Origin of the sequence: Candidatus Pantoea carbekii (assembly GCF_000971765.1) — a bacterium.
Taxonomy (GTDB): domain Bacteria; phylum Pseudomonadota; class Gammaproteobacteria; order Enterobacterales; family Enterobacteriaceae; genus Pantoea_A; species Pantoea_A carbekii.
In genome coordinates this window covers 169,049-192,385 of sequence record NZ_CP010907.1, presented here as the reverse complement: position 1 = coordinate 192,385, position 23,337 = coordinate 169,049, and the positions used below count along the sequence as shown (strand labels likewise).

16 protein-coding genes are annotated in these 23,337 nt (G+C 31.9%); 15 read left to right on the top strand and 1 reads right to left on the bottom strand.

Going from position 1 to position 23,337, the window contains the following annotated elements; genetic code table 11:
• Window positions 1-1,100: 1,100 nt before the first annotated feature.
• The 9 genes from trpR (at window position 1,101) to dnaJ (ending at window position 14,581) form a co-directional block, all read left to right on the top strand.
• Window positions 1,101-1,424 (top strand): trp operon repressor, encoded by a 324-nt coding sequence (gene trpR / locus BMSBPS_RS00685; protein ID WP_022564502.1) that lies wholly within the window; start codon window positions 1,101-1,103, stop codon window positions 1,422-1,424.
• Window positions 1,425-2,865: 1,441 nt separating this feature from the next.
• Window positions 2,866-3,330, top strand: coding sequence for a protein CreA (gene creA, locus BMSBPS_RS00680; protein ID WP_044170001.1), 465 nt, complete (start codon window positions 2,866-2,868; stop codon window positions 3,328-3,330).
• 1,027 nt (window positions 3,331-4,357) lie between these two features.
• Window positions 4,358-6,826: a bifunctional aspartate kinase/homoserine dehydrogenase I gene (gene thrA / locus BMSBPS_RS00675; protein WP_046201071.1), complete on the top strand. Its 2,469-nt coding sequence runs from the start codon at window positions 4,358-4,360 to the stop codon at window positions 6,824-6,826.
• 5 nt (window positions 6,827-6,831) lie between these two features.
• Complete coding sequence (thrB, locus tag BMSBPS_RS00670; RefSeq protein ID WP_046201070.1) at window positions 6,832-7,761, top strand: homoserine kinase; 930 nt, start codon at window positions 6,832-6,834, stop codon at window positions 7,759-7,761.
• A gap of 3 nt (window positions 7,762-7,764) precedes the next feature.
• Complete coding sequence (gene thrC, locus BMSBPS_RS00665; RefSeq protein ID WP_022564498.1) at window positions 7,765-9,048, top strand: threonine synthase; 1,284 nt, start codon at window positions 7,765-7,767, stop codon at window positions 9,046-9,048.
• 152 nt (window positions 9,049-9,200) lie between these two features.
• Window positions 9,201-10,172 (top strand): transaldolase, encoded by a 972-nt coding sequence (gene tal / locus BMSBPS_RS00660; RefSeq protein ID WP_046201069.1) that lies wholly within the window; start codon window positions 9,201-9,203, stop codon window positions 10,170-10,172.
• Between the two features lie 132 nt (window positions 10,173-10,304).
• On the top strand, window positions 10,305-10,877 hold the full coding sequence (mog, locus tag BMSBPS_RS00655) for a molybdopterin adenylyltransferase (protein ID WP_022564496.1): 573 nt from the start codon (window positions 10,305-10,307) through the stop codon (window positions 10,875-10,877).
• A 547-nt stretch (window positions 10,878-11,424) separates the two neighbouring features.
• Window positions 11,425-13,335, top strand: coding sequence for a molecular chaperone DnaK (gene dnaK, locus BMSBPS_RS00650; RefSeq protein ID WP_022564495.1), 1,911 nt, complete (start codon window positions 11,425-11,427; stop codon window positions 13,333-13,335).
• Window positions 13,336-13,444: 109 nt separating this feature from the next.
• On the top strand, window positions 13,445-14,581 hold the full coding sequence (gene dnaJ / locus BMSBPS_RS00645) for a molecular chaperone DnaJ (protein WP_022564494.1): 1,137 nt from the start codon (window positions 13,445-13,447) through the stop codon (window positions 14,579-14,581).
• Between the two features lie 343 nt (window positions 14,582-14,924).
• Here dnaJ and rpsT read toward each other — a convergent pair whose 3' ends face one another.
• Entirely contained in the window at window positions 14,925-15,188 is a 264-nt protein-coding gene (gene rpsT / locus BMSBPS_RS00640) for a 30S ribosomal protein S20 (protein WP_022564493.1), read from the bottom strand.
• A gap of 278 nt (window positions 15,189-15,466) precedes the next feature.
• Here rpsT and ribF point away from each other — a divergent pair, with 278 nt between their 5' ends.
• From ribF to carA, 6 genes are all read left to right on the top strand, one after another.
• Window positions 15,467-16,405 (top strand): bifunctional riboflavin kinase/FAD synthetase, encoded by a 939-nt coding sequence (ribF, locus tag BMSBPS_RS00635; protein ID WP_022564492.1) that lies wholly within the window; start codon window positions 15,467-15,469, stop codon window positions 16,403-16,405.
• A 20-nt stretch (window positions 16,406-16,425) separates the two neighbouring features.
• A complete protein-coding gene (gene ileS, locus BMSBPS_RS00630) occupies window positions 16,426-19,245 on the top strand; it encodes an isoleucine--tRNA ligase (RefSeq protein WP_046201068.1) in 2,820 nt (939 codons plus the stop codon).
• Entirely contained in the window at window positions 19,245-19,736 is a 492-nt protein-coding gene (lspA, locus tag BMSBPS_RS00625; protein ID WP_046201067.1) for a signal peptidase II, read from the top strand. Before ileS ends, lspA begins: the two co-directional genes overlap by 1 nt.
• Before the next feature lie 206 nt (window positions 19,737-19,942).
• Entirely contained in the window at window positions 19,943-20,893 is a 951-nt protein-coding gene (gene ispH, locus BMSBPS_RS00620) for a 4-hydroxy-3-methylbut-2-enyl diphosphate reductase (protein ID WP_022564489.1), read from the top strand.
• A 166-nt stretch (window positions 20,894-21,059) separates the two neighbouring features.
• Window positions 21,060-21,869, top strand: coding sequence for a 4-hydroxy-tetrahydrodipicolinate reductase (gene dapB, locus BMSBPS_RS00615; RefSeq protein WP_022564488.1), 810 nt, complete (start codon window positions 21,060-21,062; stop codon window positions 21,867-21,869).
• A 304-nt stretch (window positions 21,870-22,173) separates the two neighbouring features.
• On the top strand, window positions 22,174-23,331 hold the full coding sequence (carA, locus tag BMSBPS_RS00610; protein WP_022564487.1) for a glutamine-hydrolyzing carbamoyl-phosphate synthase small subunit: 1,158 nt from the start codon (window positions 22,174-22,176) through the stop codon (window positions 23,329-23,331).
• Window positions 23,332-23,337: the final 6 nt, after the last annotated feature.

Here is a 23,337-nt window from a genome sequence, read left to right as displayed (position 1 = left end):
AAAGGGATACCAAAAAGTGGAAAAAGATGATGTGATTGTTTTGATTGCAATATCTTATTAATAAAAATTTAATTTGATCCTGTAGTTGTTCTTGAGTAACTAATTATATTTAAGCATTATCGTGTAGATTCAATGTTACAAAATGTAATTATGCAAATTCATTAATCATAGTAGGCATTATTTTGATAATAGCATTTCCAATCCTGTATGGTAAATCCAAAGCTTAATGATGATACAAATAGCTGCTAGTCAATCTAAAAGATAAAATCTAATGATTCAAAAGATGCTGTTTTCTAAATTATATAAATGCGAATACGCGATTAATAAAAGACTATGCAATATAAAATAAACTTTTTTAAAAGCAAAAAATATTAAATTGATTAAATCAATCTAATATTAAATTAATTTAAAAAAAGTAAAAAAGTATGTGAAAATAGCAATAATAAATTTTGTATATTAAATTATTGTTAATAGAAACAAATTTTTGTATTATATATCAAATATACTATCAATTGTGTTGAGTCTTGTAAATATCATATATTTATATATAAATTAAAAATTTAAATATATAAATCAATATTTAAATAAGATTTAAAATTTTTTCCGATAAATAAAGAAATTCGATAATTATTATAAGAATTTTTCTAATTAGCGTGGAAATTATTTTAAATACATTTAGCAAGATAAAGATTTCATCTATACTAAGACATACAAGTTCATATACTAAAAAATAGTAATATACTAGTAATAGTAATTATAATTAATTTCAATTTGCTAATATTGTGGTATTGAACAACATTATTAAAATAGCCAGTAATAATATTAAAAAGTAATGCCTATAAATCACAATTAGTATTTTTAATAAATAGTTAATCTGACTGACTTAATACTCGCTAATATAAAATTTTTTGTTTTGTCTGTTAATTCATTAAATTTTTTGTTAGTTTTTAACTATATGTTAAGATACTATAAAAAATAATCAGCATGTAATCTGCTTTATTATTAGTTTTGTTAAGGTTGGTTTTTAATAAAATTTACTAGAAGTAATAGCATTGTATATGTTATGCTTTTGTACTATCTAATGAGTACGGAAATTTACTATGACTATCCATATTTCACCGTTATCAAGATTTTCGTTGTCGCTTGACAATAATTGGGTACGTTTTATTAAACTCATGCACTATGCTTGTTCTGATGGTTTAGCAACACCATTATTGAAATTAATGATGACACCGGACGAACGTGAATCTTATAGTACTCGTTTACGTATTATTGAAGAATTAATAAAAGGAAAAATAAGTCAACGGTCGTTGAAAAATGAACTAGGTGTTGGTATCGCGACTATTACACGTGGTTCAAACAGTCTTAAAGAAGCGCCCTTAGAGTTAAAACTTTGGTTAGAAATGCGCCTTAATCAAGAGTAATATGTAGTGGGTATATAGAACAAATTAGATCAACAATCTTAAGTAAGTGCATTTATTTAGACCAATACAGCATGACCAAATAATATCATGACATTTCTAATGTTTTATATATTTTAAATAATTAGATATATTAAAATTTTTTAATAGATACTTCTATTATGTTAAAATTTGTCTTCTTATAAAAAAGATAATAAAACATATTTAGGTACTAATTGAATTTAAAATATATTAAATACTTTTCAAGTAAAAAATATTATTTTAATTTAATTAGCTGATTTAATGTGCTAAAATTCGATTTAGTTTTTATTTTTATGTAAATATGCAATAATATATCAGTACGAATTTATAATACTTGATGAAAATTTTTTTATCAATTGCATAAGTTGATATTTCATATACCGTATCTATTGCAATAATATATGGTTGTATCGATGAATAATAAATATTATGTGAAATAAATTACAATACATTCTCAAATGTACTTTATACATTTGAGAATGATGTCTAAAAAATTTAGATCATTAAAATGATTCTAAAAATTTTTTCTAAGAGCAGATACTAAGTCAATAAAATTTTTTAATATTAATATGATATGCATCCTATCAACATATTTATGTTAAGTTATATTAATATTTATTGTGAATACAATTCAAACTGTTTTATGAAATAAATTATAACTAGTGTATAAATTTTTTCATTGAAAAAGATTCATCTATGATGAAATAGCCTAATTTTATTAAATGTTATACTCTATAAATCAAAAAAATTTTTAACGGCTGAATATAACTTGCCATTGATTTAACGTTATGATAAATATGTTAATATGATAATAGTAAGAAATTTCTAATATAGAATATTTAATTCTAAACATTAAATACTATCAACAATACTTCTTAAAAGTAAAAATTATTTTGATTATTCAAGAGTTTTATTTTATAGCCATCGATGTTATTGTACCCGATACATATATCAAAAATTTTAACTCGACTAGTGTAAATCAGAAACTCAAATTTGATTTAATGTTTTCTAACCCACTCTGCGATTTTAATATTAGCGAATACAAATAAATATCACGAATTCTATGTATACAGTTTGTTTATAACGTACTATATATATATCAGAAACGAGAGATCAGCTTGTCATGTGGTCACAACATTATTCGTTGAATATGTATTATTAATCAAAAGACGTTTCCGTAACATAAAAATTGATAATAATACGGTGTCAAACTCATTAAAATATTTAAATATACATTTTGTATATTCAGATAAAACTGTAAAATTATGATAATACATCTTGTATATAGCACACACATCTAAAATGAAAAGAATATTAATTCATATGTAACATAATGAACTTAAGTATTCTGAAATGACCTACCTGAATTCTTTTTTTCGCTTATAATTATGTTATAATTTATTTTATTTGAATGATAACACTTATGATAATTAATCGTATTATTCTAACAATTTTTATGACATGCTTGTTTAGTAGCATTCGTGTTCATAGTGAAGAATTGGGTTCAGTTGATACAGCCTTTAAAATATTTGGTCCGGATCATAAAATCGTTGTTGAAGTTTTTGATGATCCTGATATAAAAAATGTAACTTGTTATATCAGTCGTGCAAAAACTGGTGGTATAACAGGAGGTTTAGGTCTAGCAGAAGATACTGCCGATGCCGCTATTTCTTGCCAACAGATTGGACCTATTATACTTAGTGATAAAATCACTCAAGGGAAAGTAGTATTTCGTAAACGTACATCGCTAATATTTAAAAAATTACAAGTTGTGCGCTTTTGGGACCAAAAGCGTAATACTCTAGTTTACTTAGCTTACTCTGATAGAATGATAGATGGTTCTCCAAAAAATGCTTTAAGTACTGTGCCAGTGGTATCTAATCATTAACTAATTGATTTTTTTGCAAATAGAAAATAATAAATAATGTATTTTCATTAAATTTATTTGGATTGTTTGTAGATAGTACTCTAAAATTAGCCTGTTGACTACTACTTAACAAACTAAATAGTAGTCATTGATTTGATAGTTTTAATTTATTTTCAGAAACTTATTTAAGTGTTGTATTATTTGATTGATTAATTCAAATGATTACTTAACAATTAAATAGCATGACAAAATTCATCATACATATACACAGAAGACATCGTGAATTTTAACTTAAAAGTCTTTAGTGCGCAACTTTAATTAATTAAGATTGATTATCCTAAATGTATAATAGTTTAATCAAATTAATAAGTTCTCAAGATAATTAAAATATGTTAATGTAACATATCATACAGTTCAAATTTTTCTTTTTAGAATTTTCAATGACAAAAACAAAAATACATAACATGAACATTGGAATCTTTCTTAAATTTTTTATTAATAATTAATTTATAGATTTTATTTGCATATGTTTTCGTAAAGAATTTGCATTTCAAAATAAACAAAATTTTTTATTTTCTTAACAAATTAACCATGAGTGTAAAAAATTTGCTTAATCATAATTCTCTACGACATACTCAAAAAAGAACAACTCTAATGCTTAATTTGTTAAGAAAATAATATAAGGTAAAACTGGTTTTCAACATCAAATATGTAATAGCAAATTCAGGATGATAATAATTCAAAATAACAATAAATAATAGTTAATCATTACAAGAATATTTTTTAGTTTAAGTTTAGTAGTGGTTGCTAATTAAATCTTGTTTCAAGACGTCGGATTATACTGTCGATCAGCAGTACACTATTCGTAACTTTTAAAATATAAACAACAATAAAGAAGCATTTAAATCATCAATTAAATGTGAGGTTATAGTGATTTAAATCATTAATAAATTATAGACCATAATTTACAGGTTAAAGCATATAAAAATAAAAAAGCCCATTCTTACAAAAGCATGTTGTCAAAAAAAAATGCAGGAGACATTGAACAATGCGAGTACTGAAATTCGGCGGAACTTCAGTAGCCAACGCGGAAAATTTTCTTCGTGTGGCAGAAATTATAGAAAAAAGTGCGCAACAGGAACAAGTTGCCATAGTGCTGTCTGCACCAGCGAACATCACCAATTACTTGATTACGATAATTCAAAAAACCATCGATGGCAATGATATATTATCAACTATAAATAATGCTGAACGTATTTTTGCTAAATTGCTAGAAGGTTTAGCTATTAATCAAGTAGGTTTTGATTATGAAGCACAAACAGCTCGTATTGCCGTAGAATTCATACAAATACAACAAATACTAAAAGCAATTAAATTACTACGTCAATGTCCTGATTCCATCAAAGCTAAGGTTATATGCCATGGTCAAAAATTGTTGATTACTATAATGGAGGCTCTACTACAGGCACGTGCTCATAAAGTTACTGTTATTCATCCAATAGAAAAATTGTTAGCAGTTGGACATTACCTTGAATCTACTATAGATATTGCCGAATCAACACGTCGTATTTCTAGTATTCACATTCCATATAAAAATATAATTCTCATGGCTGGTTTGACTGCTGGAAGTGAACAAGGTGAATTAATGATTTTAGGACGTAATGGTTCTGACTATTCTGCGGCGGTTTTAGCAGCTTGTATGCATGCAAGTTGTTGTGAAATTTGGACTGACGTTGATGGCGTCTATACTTGCGATCTTGACCAAGTACCGAATGCTATTTTGTTGCAATCCATTTCTTATCAGGAAGCAATGGAGTTTTCCTATTTTGGGGCAAAGATTCTTCATCCTCGTACTATTGCGCTCATGGCTCAATTTCAAATTCCTTGTGTAATTAAAAATACTACTAATCCGAATGAAAGCGGTACATTAATTAGTGATGAGATCGATTGTGATAAAAATCCAATAAAAGGTATTACCAGTTTAAAGAATATGGTAATGCTTAATATCTCTGGACCGAATATCATGAAAGAGATGATTAATATAGCAGCACGTATATTGTCCTCAATGTCGTGTGCCGGTATTTCAGTAATTTTCATTACTCAATCTTCTTCTAAACATAATATTAGCTTCTGTGTTTCACATACTCAACAGACTCGCGCTTGCCGAGTCATAGAACAAGAATTTTACCTTGAATTTAAACATGGGATTTTAGATCGCCCAAAAGTTACTGAAAGCTTAGCTATTTTATCAGTAATAGGTGATGGTATCCGCACGTTGCGAAGTATTTCTGCACAATTTTTTTCAGCATTGTCGTTAGCCAATGTCAATATTATAGCTATAGCACAAGGATCATGCGAACGTTCAATCTCAGTAGTCATTAATAATAATGATCTTACTATAGGGATGCGTGTAGTGCACCAGATATTATTTTCTACTAAGCAAATAATTGAAATTTTTTTAATTGGCGTGGGCGGTGTTGGTAGTGCACTATTAGAACAATTATATCGTCAGAAAGCATGGTTGAAACGCAAACACATCGATTTACGTGTATGTGGCATTATACATACTCGTACCTCATTAATAAATGCCCACGGTATTAACTTAAATAATTGGAAAACTGAATTAACTCAATCGAATACTAGACAATTTAATTTAGATAATTTAATTTGTGTAGTAAAAGAAAATTATTTAATCAATCCAGTGATTATAGACTGTACCGCTAGTCAGAACATAGCTGAGCAATACGTTGATTTTCTTGCAGCTGGTTTTCATGTAATTACTCCGAACAAAAAAGCTAATACCTCATCATTGAAGTATTATAAACAGCTGCGTGAAGTTGCAACGAAATCGCACCGTAAATTTTTATACGATACAAATGTTGGTGCAGGTTTACCTGTTATCGAAAACCTACAAAATTTAATGAATGCTGGTGATAAACTAATTAAATTCTCAGGTATTCTATCTGGTTCATTATCCTTTATTTTTGGTAAATTAGATGAAGGAATACCATTATCTCAAGCTACTGTTATAGCCCGTGAATTAGGTTTTACAGAACCAGATCCTCGGGATGATCTATCTGGAAACGATGTGGCACGAAAATTACTAATTTTAGCACGTGAAGCCGGTTATGAGTTAGAGCTCCAGGATATTGAAATTGAACCATTGATACCCGCAAAGCTAAAAACGATCTCTAATGTTGAAGAATTCATGAAACATTTACCGGAGATAGATAATATTTTTGCTATACGTGTTGCAAAGGCGCATGAGCAAGGTAAAGTCTTGCGTTTTGTTGGTGTAATTGAAGAAACGGGTATGTGCAAGGTAAAAGTTGATTGTGTAGATACTAACGATCCATTTTATACAGTAAAAAATGGTGAAAACGCTTTAGCCTTTTATAGTAAGTATTATCACCCTATTCCCCTAGTATTACGGGGGTATGGTGCAGGTAATGCTGTAACAGCAGCTGGTGTTTTTGCTGATATTTTACGTACCTTATCATGGAAGTTGGGAGTTTAATAATAATGGTAAAAATTTATGCACCAGCATCAATAGGTAATATTAATGTTGGATTTGACGTACTCGGTGCTGCTATATCTCCAGTGAATGGCACATTGCTAGGTGATTGTGTATCAGTGGAAGGTGCTGATGAATTTATTATAAAAAATAAAGGTCGGTTTGCAAATAAGCTACCAATCAATCCACAAGATAATATTATCTATCACAGTTGGAAATGTTTTTGCCAAGCTATCGGCAAAAAAATATGCCTAAAAATAACATTGAATAAAAATATGCCTATAGCCTCCGGTCTTGGATCCAGCGCTTCTTCAATAGTAGCTGGTTTAATGGCAATGAATGAATTTTGCAATAATCCTTTTAATAAAAATGAAATTTTGCTTTTAATGGGTACGTTAGAAGGACGTATTTCTGGCAGTATACATTACGATAATGTTGCTCCTTGTTTTCTTGGTGGTATGCAGTTAATGATAGAGGAAAATGATATTATTAGCCAAAATATACCATCTTTTGATAATTGGCTATGGGTAGTAGCATATCCAGGAATCACAATCTCTACTGCAGAAGCACGTGCTATATTACCGTTACAATACTGTAAAGAAGATACCATTAAACATGCGCGTCTGTTAGCAGGCTTCATTCATGCATGTCATACACGCCAGTCAATTTTAGCAGCTAAATTAATGCAAGATATTATTGCTGAACCCTATCGTATCAAATTGCTACCAAACTTTGCAAAAATCCGTCAAGCTGTTATAAAAATGGGTGCGATAGCTTACGGTATTTCTGGTTCAGGGCCTACAGTTTTTGCTGTTTGCAATGAGATGCGTCAAGCAAAAAAAGTAGACAATTGGTTAACACAGAATTATGTAAACAATACAGAAGGCTTTGTACACATTTGCCGTCTTGATACCATTGGTGCACGTAAATTGGAATAATTAATGAAATTCTATAATCTTAAAAATCACAATGAGCATGTAAGTTTTTCTCAGGCAGTTAAGCAAGGACTGGGTTCGCAGCAAGGATTATTTTTTCCAGAAAATCTACCTGAATTTACTATATCTGATATTAATAATATGATGGAGATGGATTTTATTAGCCGTAGCACTCGGATCCTCTCTGCTTATATCGGTGACGATATTGATTACAATGAGTTAACTAAATGTATTAAAAAAGCTTTTAATTTTCCTTTATATGTTACTGAAGTGAGCAGTAATATTGCTTGTCTTGAGTTATTTTATGGCCCTACCCTAGCCTTCAAAGATTTTGGTGCGCGTTTTATGGCCGAGATACTTTCTTATTTATTAAGTGATGATCAACAAATGACTATCTTAACTGCAACATCAGGTGATACTGGAGCTGCAGTAGCTCATGCGTTTTATGGTATGGAAAAAATACGTGTGGTAATTTTGTATCCACAGGGTAAAATTAGCTTATTTCAAGAAAAATTGTTTTGTACATTAGGTAATAACATTGACACTATTGCTATTGATGGTGATTTTGATACCTGTCAGTCATTAGTCAAACAAGCATTTGAAAATGAAAAATTGAAGAATATTATTGTTCTTAATTCTGCTAACTCTATTAACGTTAGTCGCCTATTAGCACAAATATGTTATTATTTCGAAGCAGTAGCACAATTACCTCAAGAAAAACGTACTCAATTAGTAATTTCAGTTCCAAGTGGAAATTTTGGTAATCTAACAGCTGGTTTGATGGCAAAATCGCTCGGTTTGCCTGTAAAACGCTTTATTGCAGCAACAAATATTAATGATACAGTACCACGTTTTTTGAGTAGTGGTCAGTGGCATCCAAATCCTACTGTAACAACGCTATCTAATGCTATGGATGTAAGTCGACCTAATAATTGGCCTCGTTTAGAAGAATTGTTCTTTCGTAAAGCTTGGAACTTGAGCGACCTGGGATATGGTGTAGTATCCGACGAAGTGATCCAGTATACTTTACGCCAATTATCAGAAAAACAATATATTTCTGAACCGCATTCAGCAATTGCATATCGTTTAATTCACGATCAACTTCAAAAAGGAGAATATGGTTTATTTCTCGGTACTGCACATCCTATAAAATTTCAAAATATAGTAGAAAAAATAATTGAAAAACCCCTCTTATTACCTAAAAAATTTGCTAATTACATCGAACGAAAACTGTTGTCGCATTATATGAAAGCAGATTTTTCGAAATTGTATGCATTTTTAGTAAAATAATTAACATACAGTCGATTAATTAAGTTTCATAAATACTCAATTTATTTAAAGACGCGTTGTATTATAGCAGTCATACTGCACTGTGAATTATGTATTATGAGAATGCTGACAGTTTTTATATTTTAAAAATTAATTCATAAGATTATAAAATTATGACAAATAAACTCTCTTCTTTACGCCAGATCACTACTATCGTTGCTGATACAGGTGATATTTCAGAAATAAAAATTTATCAACCATACGATGCTACTACGAATCCTTCTTTAATTTTAAAAACTGCACAGCTTCCTGAATACCATAAACTTATTAAACAAAGTATAAGTCAGGCTATTCAAAAAAGCATGTATAAAGAAAAACAAATACAACTAGCTTCTGATATATTAGCTGTTAATATTGGGCTGGAAATTCTTAAATTAATTCCAGGTTGTGTCTCGACGGAAATTGATGCACGTCTTTCTTACGACACTGTAGCGAGTATTAATCGAGCTCATCACTTGATAAAACTTTATAATAATGCTGGTATCTCTAATAAACGAATTTTAATTAAACTAGCTGCCACTTGGCAGGGTATTCGTGCAGCAGAACAGTTGGAAAAAGAAGGAATTCACTGTAATCTCACGCTACTATTTTCTTTTGCACAAGCACGTGCATGCGCAGAGGCAGGTGTATCGCTGATTTCTCCTTTTGTAGGGCGTATTCTTGATTGGTACAAAATGAATAGTAATGAAAAAGAATATGCTCCACATGAAGATCCAGGTGTATTATCAGTATCTAAAATTTATCATTATTACAAACAGCACGGTTATAAAACTATAGTTATGGGTGCAAGTTTTAGAAATATTGATCAAATAATAGAGCTTTCAGGTTGCGATAGATTGACTATTTCTCCATCCTTACTAAAGCAATTAGCAGAAAGCGAGGGTACTGTAGAAAACAAACTCAACTATATCGGAACAGTAAAGTCACGTCCAAAAAAAATGACTGAATCTGAATTTCTGTGGCAACATAATCACAATGCTATGGCCGTTAATAAATTGGCTGAAGGTATATGTAACTTTGCAATCGATCAAATTACACTTGAAAATATGCTTTCTAGATATTTAGAACTGAATTTACTTTCATAACAATGATTTTTATTTATTACATATCGATCTATATTCTTACTTGCGCTCTTTATTGCTTTTCAAATATCTCTTGATTTGTTCTTTCTCTAATTAACATAATGATCTATTAACTAATTTTTTCAGAAGAGATTTATGGATACATTACATATTGGATTAATTTCTGTTTCTGATCGTGCCGCCAATAATCTTTATCAAGATCAAGGTATTCCTACATTAAAAAATTGGCTTTCTAGAGCACTAATAACACCATTTAAATTCCAAACTCGATTAGTTCCTGACGAAAAATCAATAATTGAACAGGTCATTTGTGAATTAGTTGATGAATGTTCTTGCCATTTAGTTCTTACAACTGGTGGCACGGGACCTGCATGTCGAGATGTAACACCAGATGCTACGCTAGCAATAGCAGATCGTCAAATTCCTGGATTTGGTGAACAGATGCGTCAAATTAGTATGCAATTTGTACCTACAGGAATTCTATCACGCCAGGTAGGTGTAATTCGTAGGCAATCACTTATTCTTAATTTGCCTGGTCAACCAAAAGCTATTACAGACATCCTAGAAGGATTAAAAGAGGAACACGTGTTAAAAGTACCAGGCATATTTGCGTGTGTACCTTACTGTTTACAACTATTAGAAGCTCCATATGTAGAAACACATTCTAATGTAGTAGAATCTTTTAGGCCTAAAAACCTACATAAATGAAACACTATCCACCATATTAATAGCATTAATTTTTTTCTCTCTATTTTTTAAGAATTTTTATATATTTGAAACATTACATTTTATCTATTCATAATATAAAAACAGCATAGTTAAATAACTTTTTATTAACTATACTGTTTAAGATATTAAATATTTCATCAAATTCTTTAACTTTTTTGACAGTTTCATATGTTTAAATATTTTCAATGAATTATTTTATTTTTCTAAAACTTATCTTCCAAACAACGTATATTTAAGTATCTATTATTCTATGTTTAACAGTATATTGATACATAAAATACTCAAAATAATTTGATCTGCTAATAGTGAGACTGTCATAGATGTTTAACTTTTTTTAAATAAAATACAAAGCAATAAAATTTTTTTATTTAACCCTTGATGCGTTTGAAATACGGCCCCATTTAGTAATAATAGAGTACTGTGAAACAGCGAAATTTTAATTAAAATATTTTGGGAAAAAATCATCCAGATCGCATTTTTATTTCACAACTACATTTGGCAAAGAGTTTAAGTAGGAGACGTTTAGATGGGCAAGATTATTGGTATTGACTTAGGTACAACCAATTCATGTGTTGCTATTATGGATAGTGCTAAAGCAAGAGTTCTTGAAAATTCTGAAGGAGATCGCACTACACCCTCCATAATTGCTTATACGCAGGATGGCGAAACTTTGGTTGGTCAACCGGCTAAACGTCAGGCGGTGACTAATCCGCAAAATACATTGTTTGCAATCAAACGATTAATTGGTCGTCGTTTTCAAGACGAGGAAGTGCAGCGTGATATCAAAATTATGCCATATAAAATCGTTGCCTCAGAAAACGGTGATGCATGGTTAGATATAAAAGGACAAAAAATTGCACCGCCACAAATTTCTGCAGAAGTTCTCAAAAAAATGAAAAAAACTGCTGAAGATTATCTTGGTGAATCTGTGCACGAAGCTGTAATTACGGTGCCAGCGTATTTTAACGATGCACAACGTCAGGCTACAAAAGATGCTGGTCGTATCGCGGGTTTAGATGTAAAACGCATTATTAACGAACCTACTGCAGCAGCACTAGCATATGGGTTAGATAAAGGTCGAGGTAATCGTACGATTGCAGTATATGATTTAGGTGGTGGTACTTTCGATATTTCTATTATTGAAATTGATGATGTTGATGGTGAAAAAACTTTTGAAGTTTTAGCAACGAATGGAGATACTCACTTAGGTGGTGAAGATTTTGATAGTCGTTTAATTAATTACTTAGTCAAAGAATTCAAAAAAGATCAAGGAATTGATTTACATAATGATTCATTAGCTATGCAACGTTTAAAAGAAGCCGCAGAAAAAGCGAAGATTGAACTTTCTTCTGCACAACAGACTGATGTGAATTTACCTTATATCACAGCTGATGCAAACGGGCCAAAGCATCTCAATATTAAAGTAACTCGCACTAAACTAGAATCTCTAGTTGAAGATTTAATTTCTCGTTCTATTGAACCATTAAAAGTCGCATTACAGGATGCTGAACTGTCTATTACAGATATTAATGATGTGATCTTAGTAGGTGGTCAAACGCGTATGCCAATGGTGCAAGCTAAAGTAGCTGAATTCTTCGGTAAAGAACCGCGTAAAGACGTAAATCCTGACGAAGCTGTTGCTGTAGGTGCTGCAGTTCAAGGTGGTGTATTAGCAGGAGATGTAAAAGATGTTCTACTATTAGATGTTACGCCTCTATCGCTAGGTATTGAAACTATGGGTGGAGTAATGACTTCACTAATTAGCAAAAATACTACTATTCCGACCAAGCATAGTCAAGTATTCTCAACAGCTGAAGACAATCAATCTGCGGTTACTATTCATGTGCTACAGGGTGAGCGCAAACGTGCTAGTGATAATAAATCACTAGGTCAATTTAATCTCGATGGTATTCAATCTGCGCCGCGTGGTATGCCGCAAATTGAAGTAACTTTTGATATAGATGCTGATGGGATCTTACATGTTTCTGCAAAAGATAAAAATACTGGTAAAGAACAGAAAATTACTATTAAAGCATCTTCTGGATTAAATGAACAAGAAATACAAAAAATGGTTCGCGAAGCAGAAGCTAATGCTGAAGCTGATCGCAAGTTCGAAGATCTTGTTACAATCCGCAATCAAGGGGATCAAATTGCACATAGTACTCGCAAACAGATAGATGAAGCTGGGGATAAATTAGCTGCGGATGACAAGGCTGCTATTGAATCCGCACTTAAAGATTTAAATACTGCATTAAAAGGTGAAAATAAAACAGAAATTGAAGAAAAAATACAAAATTTAATAAAACTTTCTAGTAAATTAATGGAGTTAATACAAAAACAGGATCAATCTAGCAGTACAAATACTAGTAATGCTTCTGCAAAAAAAGATGATGATGTAGTAGATGCTGAATTTGAAGAAGTGAAAGACAAAAAATAATTGCCCTGTTGTCTCCGCACTATGGCTAACCTGACGCCGTTGAACGCAGTACGGGCGCAGGAGGCCTTTCTCCACGCCCATAATAAATTATGTTAAGGGCAGATAAAAAATGGCAAAAAGTGATTTTTACGATATTTTAGGTATTTCAAAATCTGCAGATGAACGAGAAATTAAAAAAGCGTATAAACGTTTAGCAATGAAATTTCATCCTGATCGTAATCCAGGTGATAAAAAAGCTGAAGCTAAATTTAAAGAGATTAAAGAATCGTATGAAATTTTAATGGATCCCCAAAAACGTTCAGCCTATGACCAATACGGTCATGCAGCTTTTGAACAAGGCGGTATGGGCACAACCGGATCTGCTAGTTTTGGAAACAGCGCTGATTTTGGTGATATTTTTGGTGATGTATTTGGTGATATTTTTGGTGGTGGACGTCGTCAACGTGCTGCTCGTGGAGCCGATTTACGTTATAATATGGAATTGTCTTTAGAAGAGGCAGTACGCGGTGTAACTAAAGAAATCCGTATTCCAACATTAAGCGAATGTCATGTCTGTCGTGGTAGTGGTGCAAAATCTGGTACAAAAGCACAAACATGCACAACGTGTCATGGTACGGGTCAGGTACAGATGCGACAGGGTTTCTTTAGTATACAACAAACTTGTCCTACCTGCCATAGTCGCGGGTCAGTAATCAAGGAACCATGTAATAGTTGTCATGGTCATGGTCGTGTTGAGCGCACAAAAACTCTGTCTGTAAAAATTCCATCGGGTGTCGATGCTGGTGATCGCATTCGTCTTAATGGCGAAGGTGAAGTAGGAGAACAAGGTGCCCCCAAAGGCGATTTATATGTTCAAGTTTCAGTAAAAAAACATCCTATTTTTAAACGTGAAGAAAATAATTTATATTGTGAGGTCCCTATCAATTTTGCAATGGCTGCGCTCGGTGGTGAGATTGAAGTACCAACGTTAGATGGACGTGTCAAGTTAAAAGTACCATCGGAAACACAAACCGGAAAATTATTTCGTATACGTGATAAAGGCGTCAAATCCGTTCGTAACGGTATGTTAGGTGACTTAATGTGCCGTGTTGTAGTAGAAACGCCAGTTAGTCTCAATGATAAACAGAAAATTCTTTTACGAGAACTACAAGAAAGTTTTGGTGGACCAACAGGAGAAAAAAATAGCCCTCGCTCCAAGCGTTTCTTTGATGGTGTCAAAAAATTTTTTGATGATTTAACAAGCTAATATACTAAATATTGTTTTATTATTTTATTTAAAAAATTTGCTTCATTTTGAAATGGTGTGAGTCGTTTCTACTGTAGTGCCTATCGGTTAGCAGTGTTCTTCATCTGGTATAGAGATGTAGAAAAATGCTAACCTTTCATATAAACCAAAAGTTAATAATATAAAGGTTTAGATAAATTATTTTATTGATTTTGTTAGTATGTTATAATAAATATCGAAGATCTTATTAAGTTGTTAAGTAAAAAAGCTAAGATTGGAGAGATAATATATTAAAGAAATCTTACAAATTTTCAGTCCTCCTTTCTACATATTCAATCAAAATGCATTGTAATAACACAACTAATTATGTTAGTTTATTAATCTGTAAGCTTAAGTTTGATTTACAACGTGCTACTTTGTTTTTATGCATAAGACCTTTGGTAGCCTGGCGATCTATAATAGGCTGCATTTTCTTAAATGCATTTTGTGCTGTTTCTTTATCTCCTGTTGCAATAGCAGCATATACTTTTTTTATAAAAGTACGTGTCATTGAACGATTGCTTACATTATGCTGATGACGTTTTTGAGAGGTTAAAACACGTTTTTTAGCTGATTTAATATTAGCCAAGAGGTAACTCCTAAACACTTTTTTATATTATAAATAACTATCAAATAATCAATTTACGGCCGATTATTGTGCTATTTATGTGTTCTTTTGTCAAGAAATTTATTTTATAAATTTTATTATAATTCTTAAATTGATTTGTTAAATGAAAATTTAAAGCTTGCATGACACATTTAACTAAAAAGAGTTGCCTTTAACAGATTATAGATTAGATCTTAACAAGACTGCTCAAATATTATTCAAGAGTATAATCGAATCCTTTATACCAATTTGAGTCATCTATGAAGCTTATCCGAGGCCTTTGCAATCTTCAAGAGCATCATCGTGGTTGCGTGCTCACTATTGGTAATTTTGATGGCGTACATCGTGGGCATCAAGCTATAGTATCATGGTTAATTAAAGAAGGTCATAAGCGTAATCTTCCAGTAATAGTCATGCTATTCGAACCACATCCTCTGGAACTTTTTTCTGGTGATCAAGCACCTGCACGCTTAACATGCTTACGTGAAAAATTGCAGTATTTAGAACAAGTTGGTGTTGATATAGTGCTATGTATTCGTTTTAATGTACATTTTGCACAGCGCTCTGCAAGCAATTTTATTTTTGAAATATTAGTTAAAAAGTTAAATGTGAAATTATTAGCTGTTGGTGATGATTTTCGATTTGGTGCTGGTCGTCAAGGAGATTTTCTGTTATTACAGAAAGCTGGTTTTGAATATGGTTTTGACATTGCTAAAACCAAAACCTTCTGTAAAGATGGTAATCGTATCAGCAGTACTAGCGTTCGTGAAGCATTAGCAAACGACGATCTTGTTTTAGCACAGGAGTTACTGGGTCATCCATTTAGTATTTCAGGTAAAGTAGTTCATGGAGACTCATTAGGACGTCAAATAGGTTTTCCTACTGCTAATATTTCGTTATGCCGTTTAGTAACACCAGTAAAAGGAGTATTTGCAGTTGAAGTAAGAGGTATTGGACAAAAGAGTATTCCAGGCGTAGCGAATATTGGATTGCGTCCAACAGTTAATGGGCAAAGTTCACAACTTGAAGTACATTTATTAGATACCTGTACAAATCTTTATAATTTTCATATTCAGGTAGTACTAAAAAGAAAAATTCGCAATGAACAACGTTTTTCTTCTTTGGAGGATTTAAAAGATCAAATTGTAAAAGATGTAGTCGTTGCAAAGAAAATTTTTTTAAAAAATTCTTTAATTTAAGAAAGGGAATAGATGATTTGATGAATAATTACAAATTTACTCTAAATTTACCTAAAACAAGATTTGCAATGCGTGGTAATCTTGCTAAACGCGAACCAAGCGTACTGGAGCGTTGGTATAATGATAATTTGTATCGTCTTATACGTGAAGCAAAAAAAGGGAAAAAAAAATTTATTCTTCATGATGGTCCCCCTTATGCGAATGGTAGCATTCATATAGGTCATTCAGTTAATAAAATTTTAAAAGATATTATCTTAAAATCAAAAGGTATGGCAGGTTATGATTCACCTTATATACCGGGATGGGATTGCCATGGTTTACCAATAGAGCTTAAAGTCGAACAAATGATTGGTAAACCAAATGAAAAAGTAAGCACAGCAGAATTCCGTAAAGCTTGCCGTCGATATGCCATAGAACAAGTTAATATACAGAAAAATCAATTTATTCGTTTAGGAGTTCTAGGTGACTGGGATAATCCATATTTAACGATGGATTATCATACTGAAGCTAATGTAATTCGTACATTAAGTAAAATTATTAGTAATGGCTACCTGTATAAAGGTGCAAAACCTGTAAATTGGTGTCTTGAGTGTGAATCTGCATTAGCGGAGGCTGAAGTAGAATATTACGAACAAAAATCTCCAGCTATTGATGTAATATTTAATGCACTAGATCTTAATGCAATACGTGCAAAATTTGGAGTGACACATTCAGAAGGCATGGTTTCAATTGTTATTTGGACTACAACACCCTGGACGATTCCAGCTAATCGCGGTCTTGCTTTACATCCGGAATTTGAATATCAATTAATACAGATCGAAGGTCGTAGTTTAATTATTGCAAAAAATTTAGCTGAAAGTATTATTAAACGTGCTGGTATTAAAAATTGGGTTGTATTAGGAACATGTAAAGGTGTTGCTTTAGAGTTAGAGTTATTTAAGCATCCCTTATTTGAACACATTCATTCTAAAGTAGTACTCAGCAAACATGTGACATTAGATATAGGCACGGGTATTGTACATACTGCGCCAAGCCATGGTCCCGATGATTATGTAATTGGTCAAACGTATGGTCTTGATATTGTCAATTCAGTTGGTCCAGATGGCACGTATTTATTAGGTACCCATCCCATGCTTGACGGGATAAATATATTCAAAGCAAATGATATAATAATCGAATTATTAAGAGAAAAACATGCACTTTTGCACGCTGAACAACTAATACATAACTACCCTCATTGTTGGCGACATAAAACACCTACTATCTTTCGTGCAACGCCACAGTGGTTCATTAGCATGGATAAAAAAAATTTGCGTTTACAAGCACTTAAAGCTATAAAAAGAGTAAAGTGGATTCCAAAATGGGGACAAGCTCGTATTAAAATAATGCTTGAAAATCGACCTGATTGGTGTATTTCGCGTCAACGTGCTTGGAGTGTTCCAATAGTATTATTTATACATAAAGAAACAGGACAACTGCATCCAGATACATTAATCTTTATGGAAAAAATTGCTCAACATGTTGAAAAAAAGGGTATTCAAGCGTGGTGGGATCTCAAGTTAGATGAATTAATAAATGAAAATGCAAGCAATTATATTAAAGTAACAGATACTTTAGATGTATGGTTTGATTCTGGATCTACTAGCTATGCAGTTGTTGACATGCGTCCAGAATTTGGAGGTTGTACTCCAGACCTATATATAGAAGGGGCCGATCAGCATCGCGGTTGGTTCATGTCATCTTTAATAATCAGTATAGCAATAAAAGCAAAAGAACCATATCGTCAAGTCTTAACCCATGGTTTCATAGTAGACGGTCAGGGTCGAAAAATGTCAAAATCTCTTGGTAACACCATAGCACCACAAGATGTAACTAATAAACTAGGTGCAGACATTTTGCGTTTATGGGTAGCCTCTACTGATTATTCCGGGGAAATGGCCGTATCTAACGAAATTCTTAATCGTACTACTGATATATATCGTCGTATTCGTAATACTGCACGCTTTTTGCTTGCTAATCTTACCGGATTTAACCCAGTTACAGATTGTATTAAAAGGGAAAATATGATAGTCATTGATCGCTGGGCTGTAGGACGAGCAATGGCTGTACAACAAGATATCATACAATTTTATGAAAACTATAATTTTCACGAAGTAGTTCAACGTCTAATGCAATTTTGTTCTGTAGAAATGGGATCATTTTATCTCGATATTATCAAAGATCGCCAATATACAGCAAAAGCCGATAGCCTAGCACGTCGTAGTTGTCAAACAGCGTTATGGCATATTATTGAAGCATTAGTACGTTGGATAGTACCGATTATACCCTTCACGGCGGATGAAATATGGAATTATTTACCAGGTAATCGAGCCAAATATATCTTTACAGAAGAATGGTATCAGAATTTATTCGGTTTGTTTATAGACGAACCTATGGATGATATTTACTGGCAACAAATGCTAAAAATACGAAGCGAAGTTAACAAAGTAATTGAAGAGGCACGTGCTGATAAGCGTATTGGTTGTTCACTGGAAACGATGATTATATTGTATGCGGACTCAAAATTAGCGTTTAAACTATTAGCATTAGAGGATGAGTTACGTTTTTTACTTTTAACATCATCTGTAACAGTTACAGATTATGATATGGTAAATCATGATGCGAAACAAAGCAAAATATTTACAGGTTTAAAAATCGCTTTATATAGATCAGAAGGGCAAAAATGTCCTCGCTGTTGGCATTATAAGACTGATATAGGGAAAAATTCTAAAAATATTGCTATCTGTACTCGTTGTTATATTAATGTATTCGGTCATGGTGAAATACGGAAATTTGTTTAATGAAGATGAAAATTGTCAGTTTTAATGAGCTGGCATGGCTATGGTTGGCATTCTTAGTAACTATTATTGATATAGTTACTAAATACTGGATTAACAATAATATTGTACAGAATGAAATTTACCCATTTGCACCTTTTTTCAATTTGTTTTATGTGCGTAATTATGGTGTAATATTTAGCTTGTTATCCGATAAAAACGGTGCTCAACGGTGGTTTCTGGCTTTTTTAGCTATTATTATCATAGTAATACTAGTAGTATTAATGTATCGCACTGATTCTAATTATATTTTAAGTAAAATTGCTTATGCATTGATCATTGGTGGAGCATTAGGTAATTTGTTTGATCGTATCTATTATGGATTCATAATAGATTTTATTGATTTTTATATCGGTCAATGGCATTTCGCAACTTTTAATATTGCAGATAGTAGCATTTGTATAGGCACAACCTTCTTAATAGTGGAAAACTTTTTTAGTTCTAAGAGAAAATGAAGTACAAATTTAATTTTTATATCATATGAAATAATAGTCTTATTTTCGTAATACTAAAATATTTTAGATTTATACAGGTATCTTAAAAATTTTTTAAAATTTGATGATTGTAAACTGATAGAGATTTTATTGGTTTTATGTTTAGTTATCAATTCGTAAAATTCGAAGAACATGGATGAATTTACATTCATCCATGGGGATAAAATATGCAAATCCTGTTAGCTAACCCACGAGGTTTCTGTGCTGGTGTAGATCGTGCGATAAGCATAGTAGAGCGTGCCTTAAATATGTACGGTAAACCAATTTATGTACGTCATGAAATAGTACACAATCGCTATGTAATAAGCAATTTTAAAAAACGAGGTGTAATTTTTATTGAAAAAATAAGTGAAGTGCCTGATAAATCAATTTTAATTTTTTCAGCACATGGTGTTTCTCAAGCTATTTTGATAGAAGCTAAAACACGTAACTTAAAGATTTTATTTGATGCTACATGTCCGTTAGTTACTAAGATACATATGGAAGTATTACGTGCTAGCCGAAAGGGTATTGAAGTTATTTTTATCGGTCATGCAGGTCATCCAGAAGTAGAAGGAACAATGGGACAGTACAATAATCCTAATGCTGGTATGTATTTAATAGAATCAGAGAAAGATATATTTAAATTAAAAGTCAAAAATGAAAACAACCTTTGCTTTATGACACAGTCTACATTATCGTTGGATCATACAGCAGGTATAATTAAAGCATTACGCTGTCGTTTTCCAATGATTATTGGACCACGTAAGGATGACATTTGTTATGCTACTAGTAATCGGCAAAAAGCTGTACGTTTGTTAGCATATAGCGCAGACATTATATTTGTAGTTGGTTCAAAAAATTCTTCTAATGCTAGTCGATTAGTTGAATTAGTTCAACATGATGGTAAAATAGCAAAGTTAATTGATTCAGTCGAAGATATTCGCGATCATTGGTTGGAAGGAATGAAGTATATTGGTATAACTGCAGGAGCATCAGCACCAGAAATTTTGGTACAGCAGGTAATTCAATATCTCAATAAAAAGGGCGTCGAAAAAGTAATAGAATTAAATGGTTACGAAGAAAAAATTGTATTTCAAATACCAAAAATACTGTATATTGACATGCATACAAAATGACAATTGATAAATTACCATCTATACAGAAATGGCATATTTAACTAACATATCTTGGTGCTATTATCGTATTTTTTTTGTATTTTACAATACATACTTTACTTTAAGTGTTTGGCTTTGCTATTATATTATCCAGTGATTTTAAATTTAATGGTTTTATATATTGAATATGAGTGACATTCGCATTGCTATTTCAGGTACGTCAGGTCGTATGGGACGTAATTTAATTGCTGCTATTGATCAGACATGTGGCGTAGTACTTACTACTGCTGTAGCACGACAGGGATCGCCTTTAGTAGGTAAAGATGCCGGAGAATTTGCTGGCATAGATAGTAATAGAGTCAATATTACTAATGATTTACAAAAAGCAGTAAATGATTTTGATGTTCTGATAGATTTCACGTGTCCTGAAAGTACATTGAAATATATAAAGATTTGCCTTGATTATTGCAAACCAATTGTAATTGGTACTACTGGGTTAGATGATATCGGTAAAAAAATAATTCATAGCGCATCGTTAAAAATCCCTATTGTATTTTCAGCCAATTTTAGCATCGGTGTGAACATAATGTTTAATTTGCTAAAGCAAATTACTAAAGTTATGGGCAGTTACGCTGACATTGAAATTATAGAAGCGCATCATCATGATAAAGTAGATGCTCCTTCTGGTACAGCATTAACAATGGGAGAAGTTATTGCTGACACTATGGATTGGAAGTTAAACGAGCATGCTATTTATGGACGTAAGGGATATACTGGTAAGAGAAAACAACATACCATAGGTTTTTCTACTGTACGTGCTGGTGATATTATCGGCGAACATACTGCAATATTTGCCGCTATTGGAGAACGTGTTGAAATTATTCACAGAGCTACTAACCGTATGACTTTTGCAGATGGTGCTATTAAAGCAGCAAGTTGGCTTATAAGACAAAAGTTTGGTTTGTATAACATGCATGACGTTTTAAATTTATCATAATTATGAAAATTGTAAAATAAAAATAATATTTATTTGTAATAAAAATCTTTATGTGTTGATTTTTTCTCTTCGAAAATAGTTTGTTGCTAAAAGTTATCTTAATTGATTTATATCATGTCTGATTTTTAACGTTATGTTATCTAATATTGTCTAACAAATAAAAAAGGTAGTATACCTAATGCACGTAGATAATGTAATTATTGAGATTATAGATTCCTTTAAAAAATTCATGGATTATTTAATTTTAGAATAATTTAGCATAAGTCATTTGAATTAATTTAAATTTTATAACCTGGAGGATATTTTGGGTAATTCAGCTCTCTTGGTTTTAGAAGATGGAACTAAATTTCAAGGTGTTGCTATAGGCGCTGTAGGAGTAGCAGTAGGAGAAGTCATATTTAATACATCGATAACTGGTTATCAAGAAATTCTGACTGATCCCTCATATTGCAATCAAATAGTTGCTTTTACTTATCCTCATATTGGTAATGTTGGTACTAATATTCATGACCAAGAATCCAATAAAATTCATGTTCAAGGTATTATAATTCGTGCTTTATCCTCTATAAGTAGTAATTTTCGTAGCGAAGAGGATTTTTCAGTATACCTACAACGTAACAAAATTGTTGGCATTGCTGAAATTGATACACGGAAGTTAACACGCTTATTACGTGACAAAGGAACCCAAAAAGGTTGTATTATTAGCGGTAAAAATATAAAAATTTCAGTAGCACTAAAAAAAATTAGGAAATTTCAAGGGATTACAGGAATAGATTTAGCAAAAAAAGTTAGTACTTTGAAAACATACCTTTGGAAAGAAGGTAGTCTAACATTACAAGGTTCTCTATATAATCAGAGTAACAAGACTAATGAATCAATTCTTCAAGTAGTAGTCTATGATTATGGTGTTAAACGTAATATCTTACGCATGTTAGTAGATCGAGGTTGTCGTCTAACAGTTGTACCCGCACAAACTTCTGCAAAAGAGGTGCTAAAACTGAAACCTGACGGCATTTTTCTTTCTAACGGTCCCGGCGATCCCGAGCCCTGCAATTATGCAATTAATGCAATCCAAACGTTTTTAAAAACTAAAATTCCGATATTTGGAATTTGTCTCGGACATCAGTTATTAGCGTTAGCAAGCGGTGCAAAAACTTTGAAGATGAAGTTTGGCCATCACGGAGCTAATCATCCAGTAAAAGATTTAGATGAAAATACTGTTATGATTACTTCACAAAATCATAGTTTTACTGTAGACAAAAATAGTTTGATAAGTAATAAATTGCGTATTACACATATTTCTTTATTTGATTATACAGTGCAAGGTATTCATCGTATTGATAAACCGGCTTTTAGTTTTCAAGGTCATCCAGAGGCTAGTCCAGGTCCACATGATGCTGCATCGCCGCTATTTGATCACTTTATTGAACTGATGCAAATTTACCGTGTTAAAGTAAAATGATCAGGA

Excerpts from the sequence above, each read along its gene's own strand:
- trpR (WP_022564502.1), top strand. The coding sequence starts at position 1,101 with ATGACTATCCATATTTCACCGTTATCAAGATTTTCGTTGTCGCTTGAC.
- creA (WP_044170001.1), top strand. The coding sequence starts at position 2,866 with ATGATAATTAATCGTATTATTCTAACAATTTTTATGACATGCTTGTTT.
- thrA (WP_046201071.1), top strand. The coding sequence starts at position 4,358 with ATGCGAGTACTGAAATTCGGCGGAACTTCAGTAGCCAACGCGGAAAAT.
- thrB (WP_046201070.1), top strand. The coding sequence starts at position 6,832 with ATGGTAAAAATTTATGCACCAGCATCAATAGGTAATATTAATGTTGGA.
- thrC (WP_022564498.1), top strand. The coding sequence starts at position 7,765 with ATGAAATTCTATAATCTTAAAAATCACAATGAGCATGTAAGTTTTTCT.
- tal (WP_046201069.1), top strand. The coding sequence starts at position 9,201 with ATGACAAATAAACTCTCTTCTTTACGCCAGATCACTACTATCGTTGCT.
- mog (WP_022564496.1), top strand. The coding sequence starts at position 10,305 with ATGGATACATTACATATTGGATTAATTTCTGTTTCTGATCGTGCCGCC.
- dnaK (WP_022564495.1), top strand. The coding sequence starts at position 11,425 with ATGGGCAAGATTATTGGTATTGACTTAGGTACAACCAATTCATGTGTT.
- dnaJ (WP_022564494.1), top strand. The coding sequence starts at position 13,445 with ATGGCAAAAAGTGATTTTTACGATATTTTAGGTATTTCAAAATCTGCA.
- ribF (WP_022564492.1), top strand. The coding sequence starts at position 15,467 with ATGAAGCTTATCCGAGGCCTTTGCAATCTTCAAGAGCATCATCGTGGT.
- ileS (WP_046201068.1), top strand. The coding sequence starts at position 16,426 with ATGAATAATTACAAATTTACTCTAAATTTACCTAAAACAAGATTTGCA.
- lspA (WP_046201067.1), top strand. The coding sequence starts at position 19,245 with ATGAAGATGAAAATTGTCAGTTTTAATGAGCTGGCATGGCTATGGTTG.
- ispH (WP_022564489.1), top strand. The coding sequence starts at position 19,943 with ATGCAAATCCTGTTAGCTAACCCACGAGGTTTCTGTGCTGGTGTAGAT.
- dapB (WP_022564488.1), top strand. The coding sequence starts at position 21,060 with ATGAGTGACATTCGCATTGCTATTTCAGGTACGTCAGGTCGTATGGGA.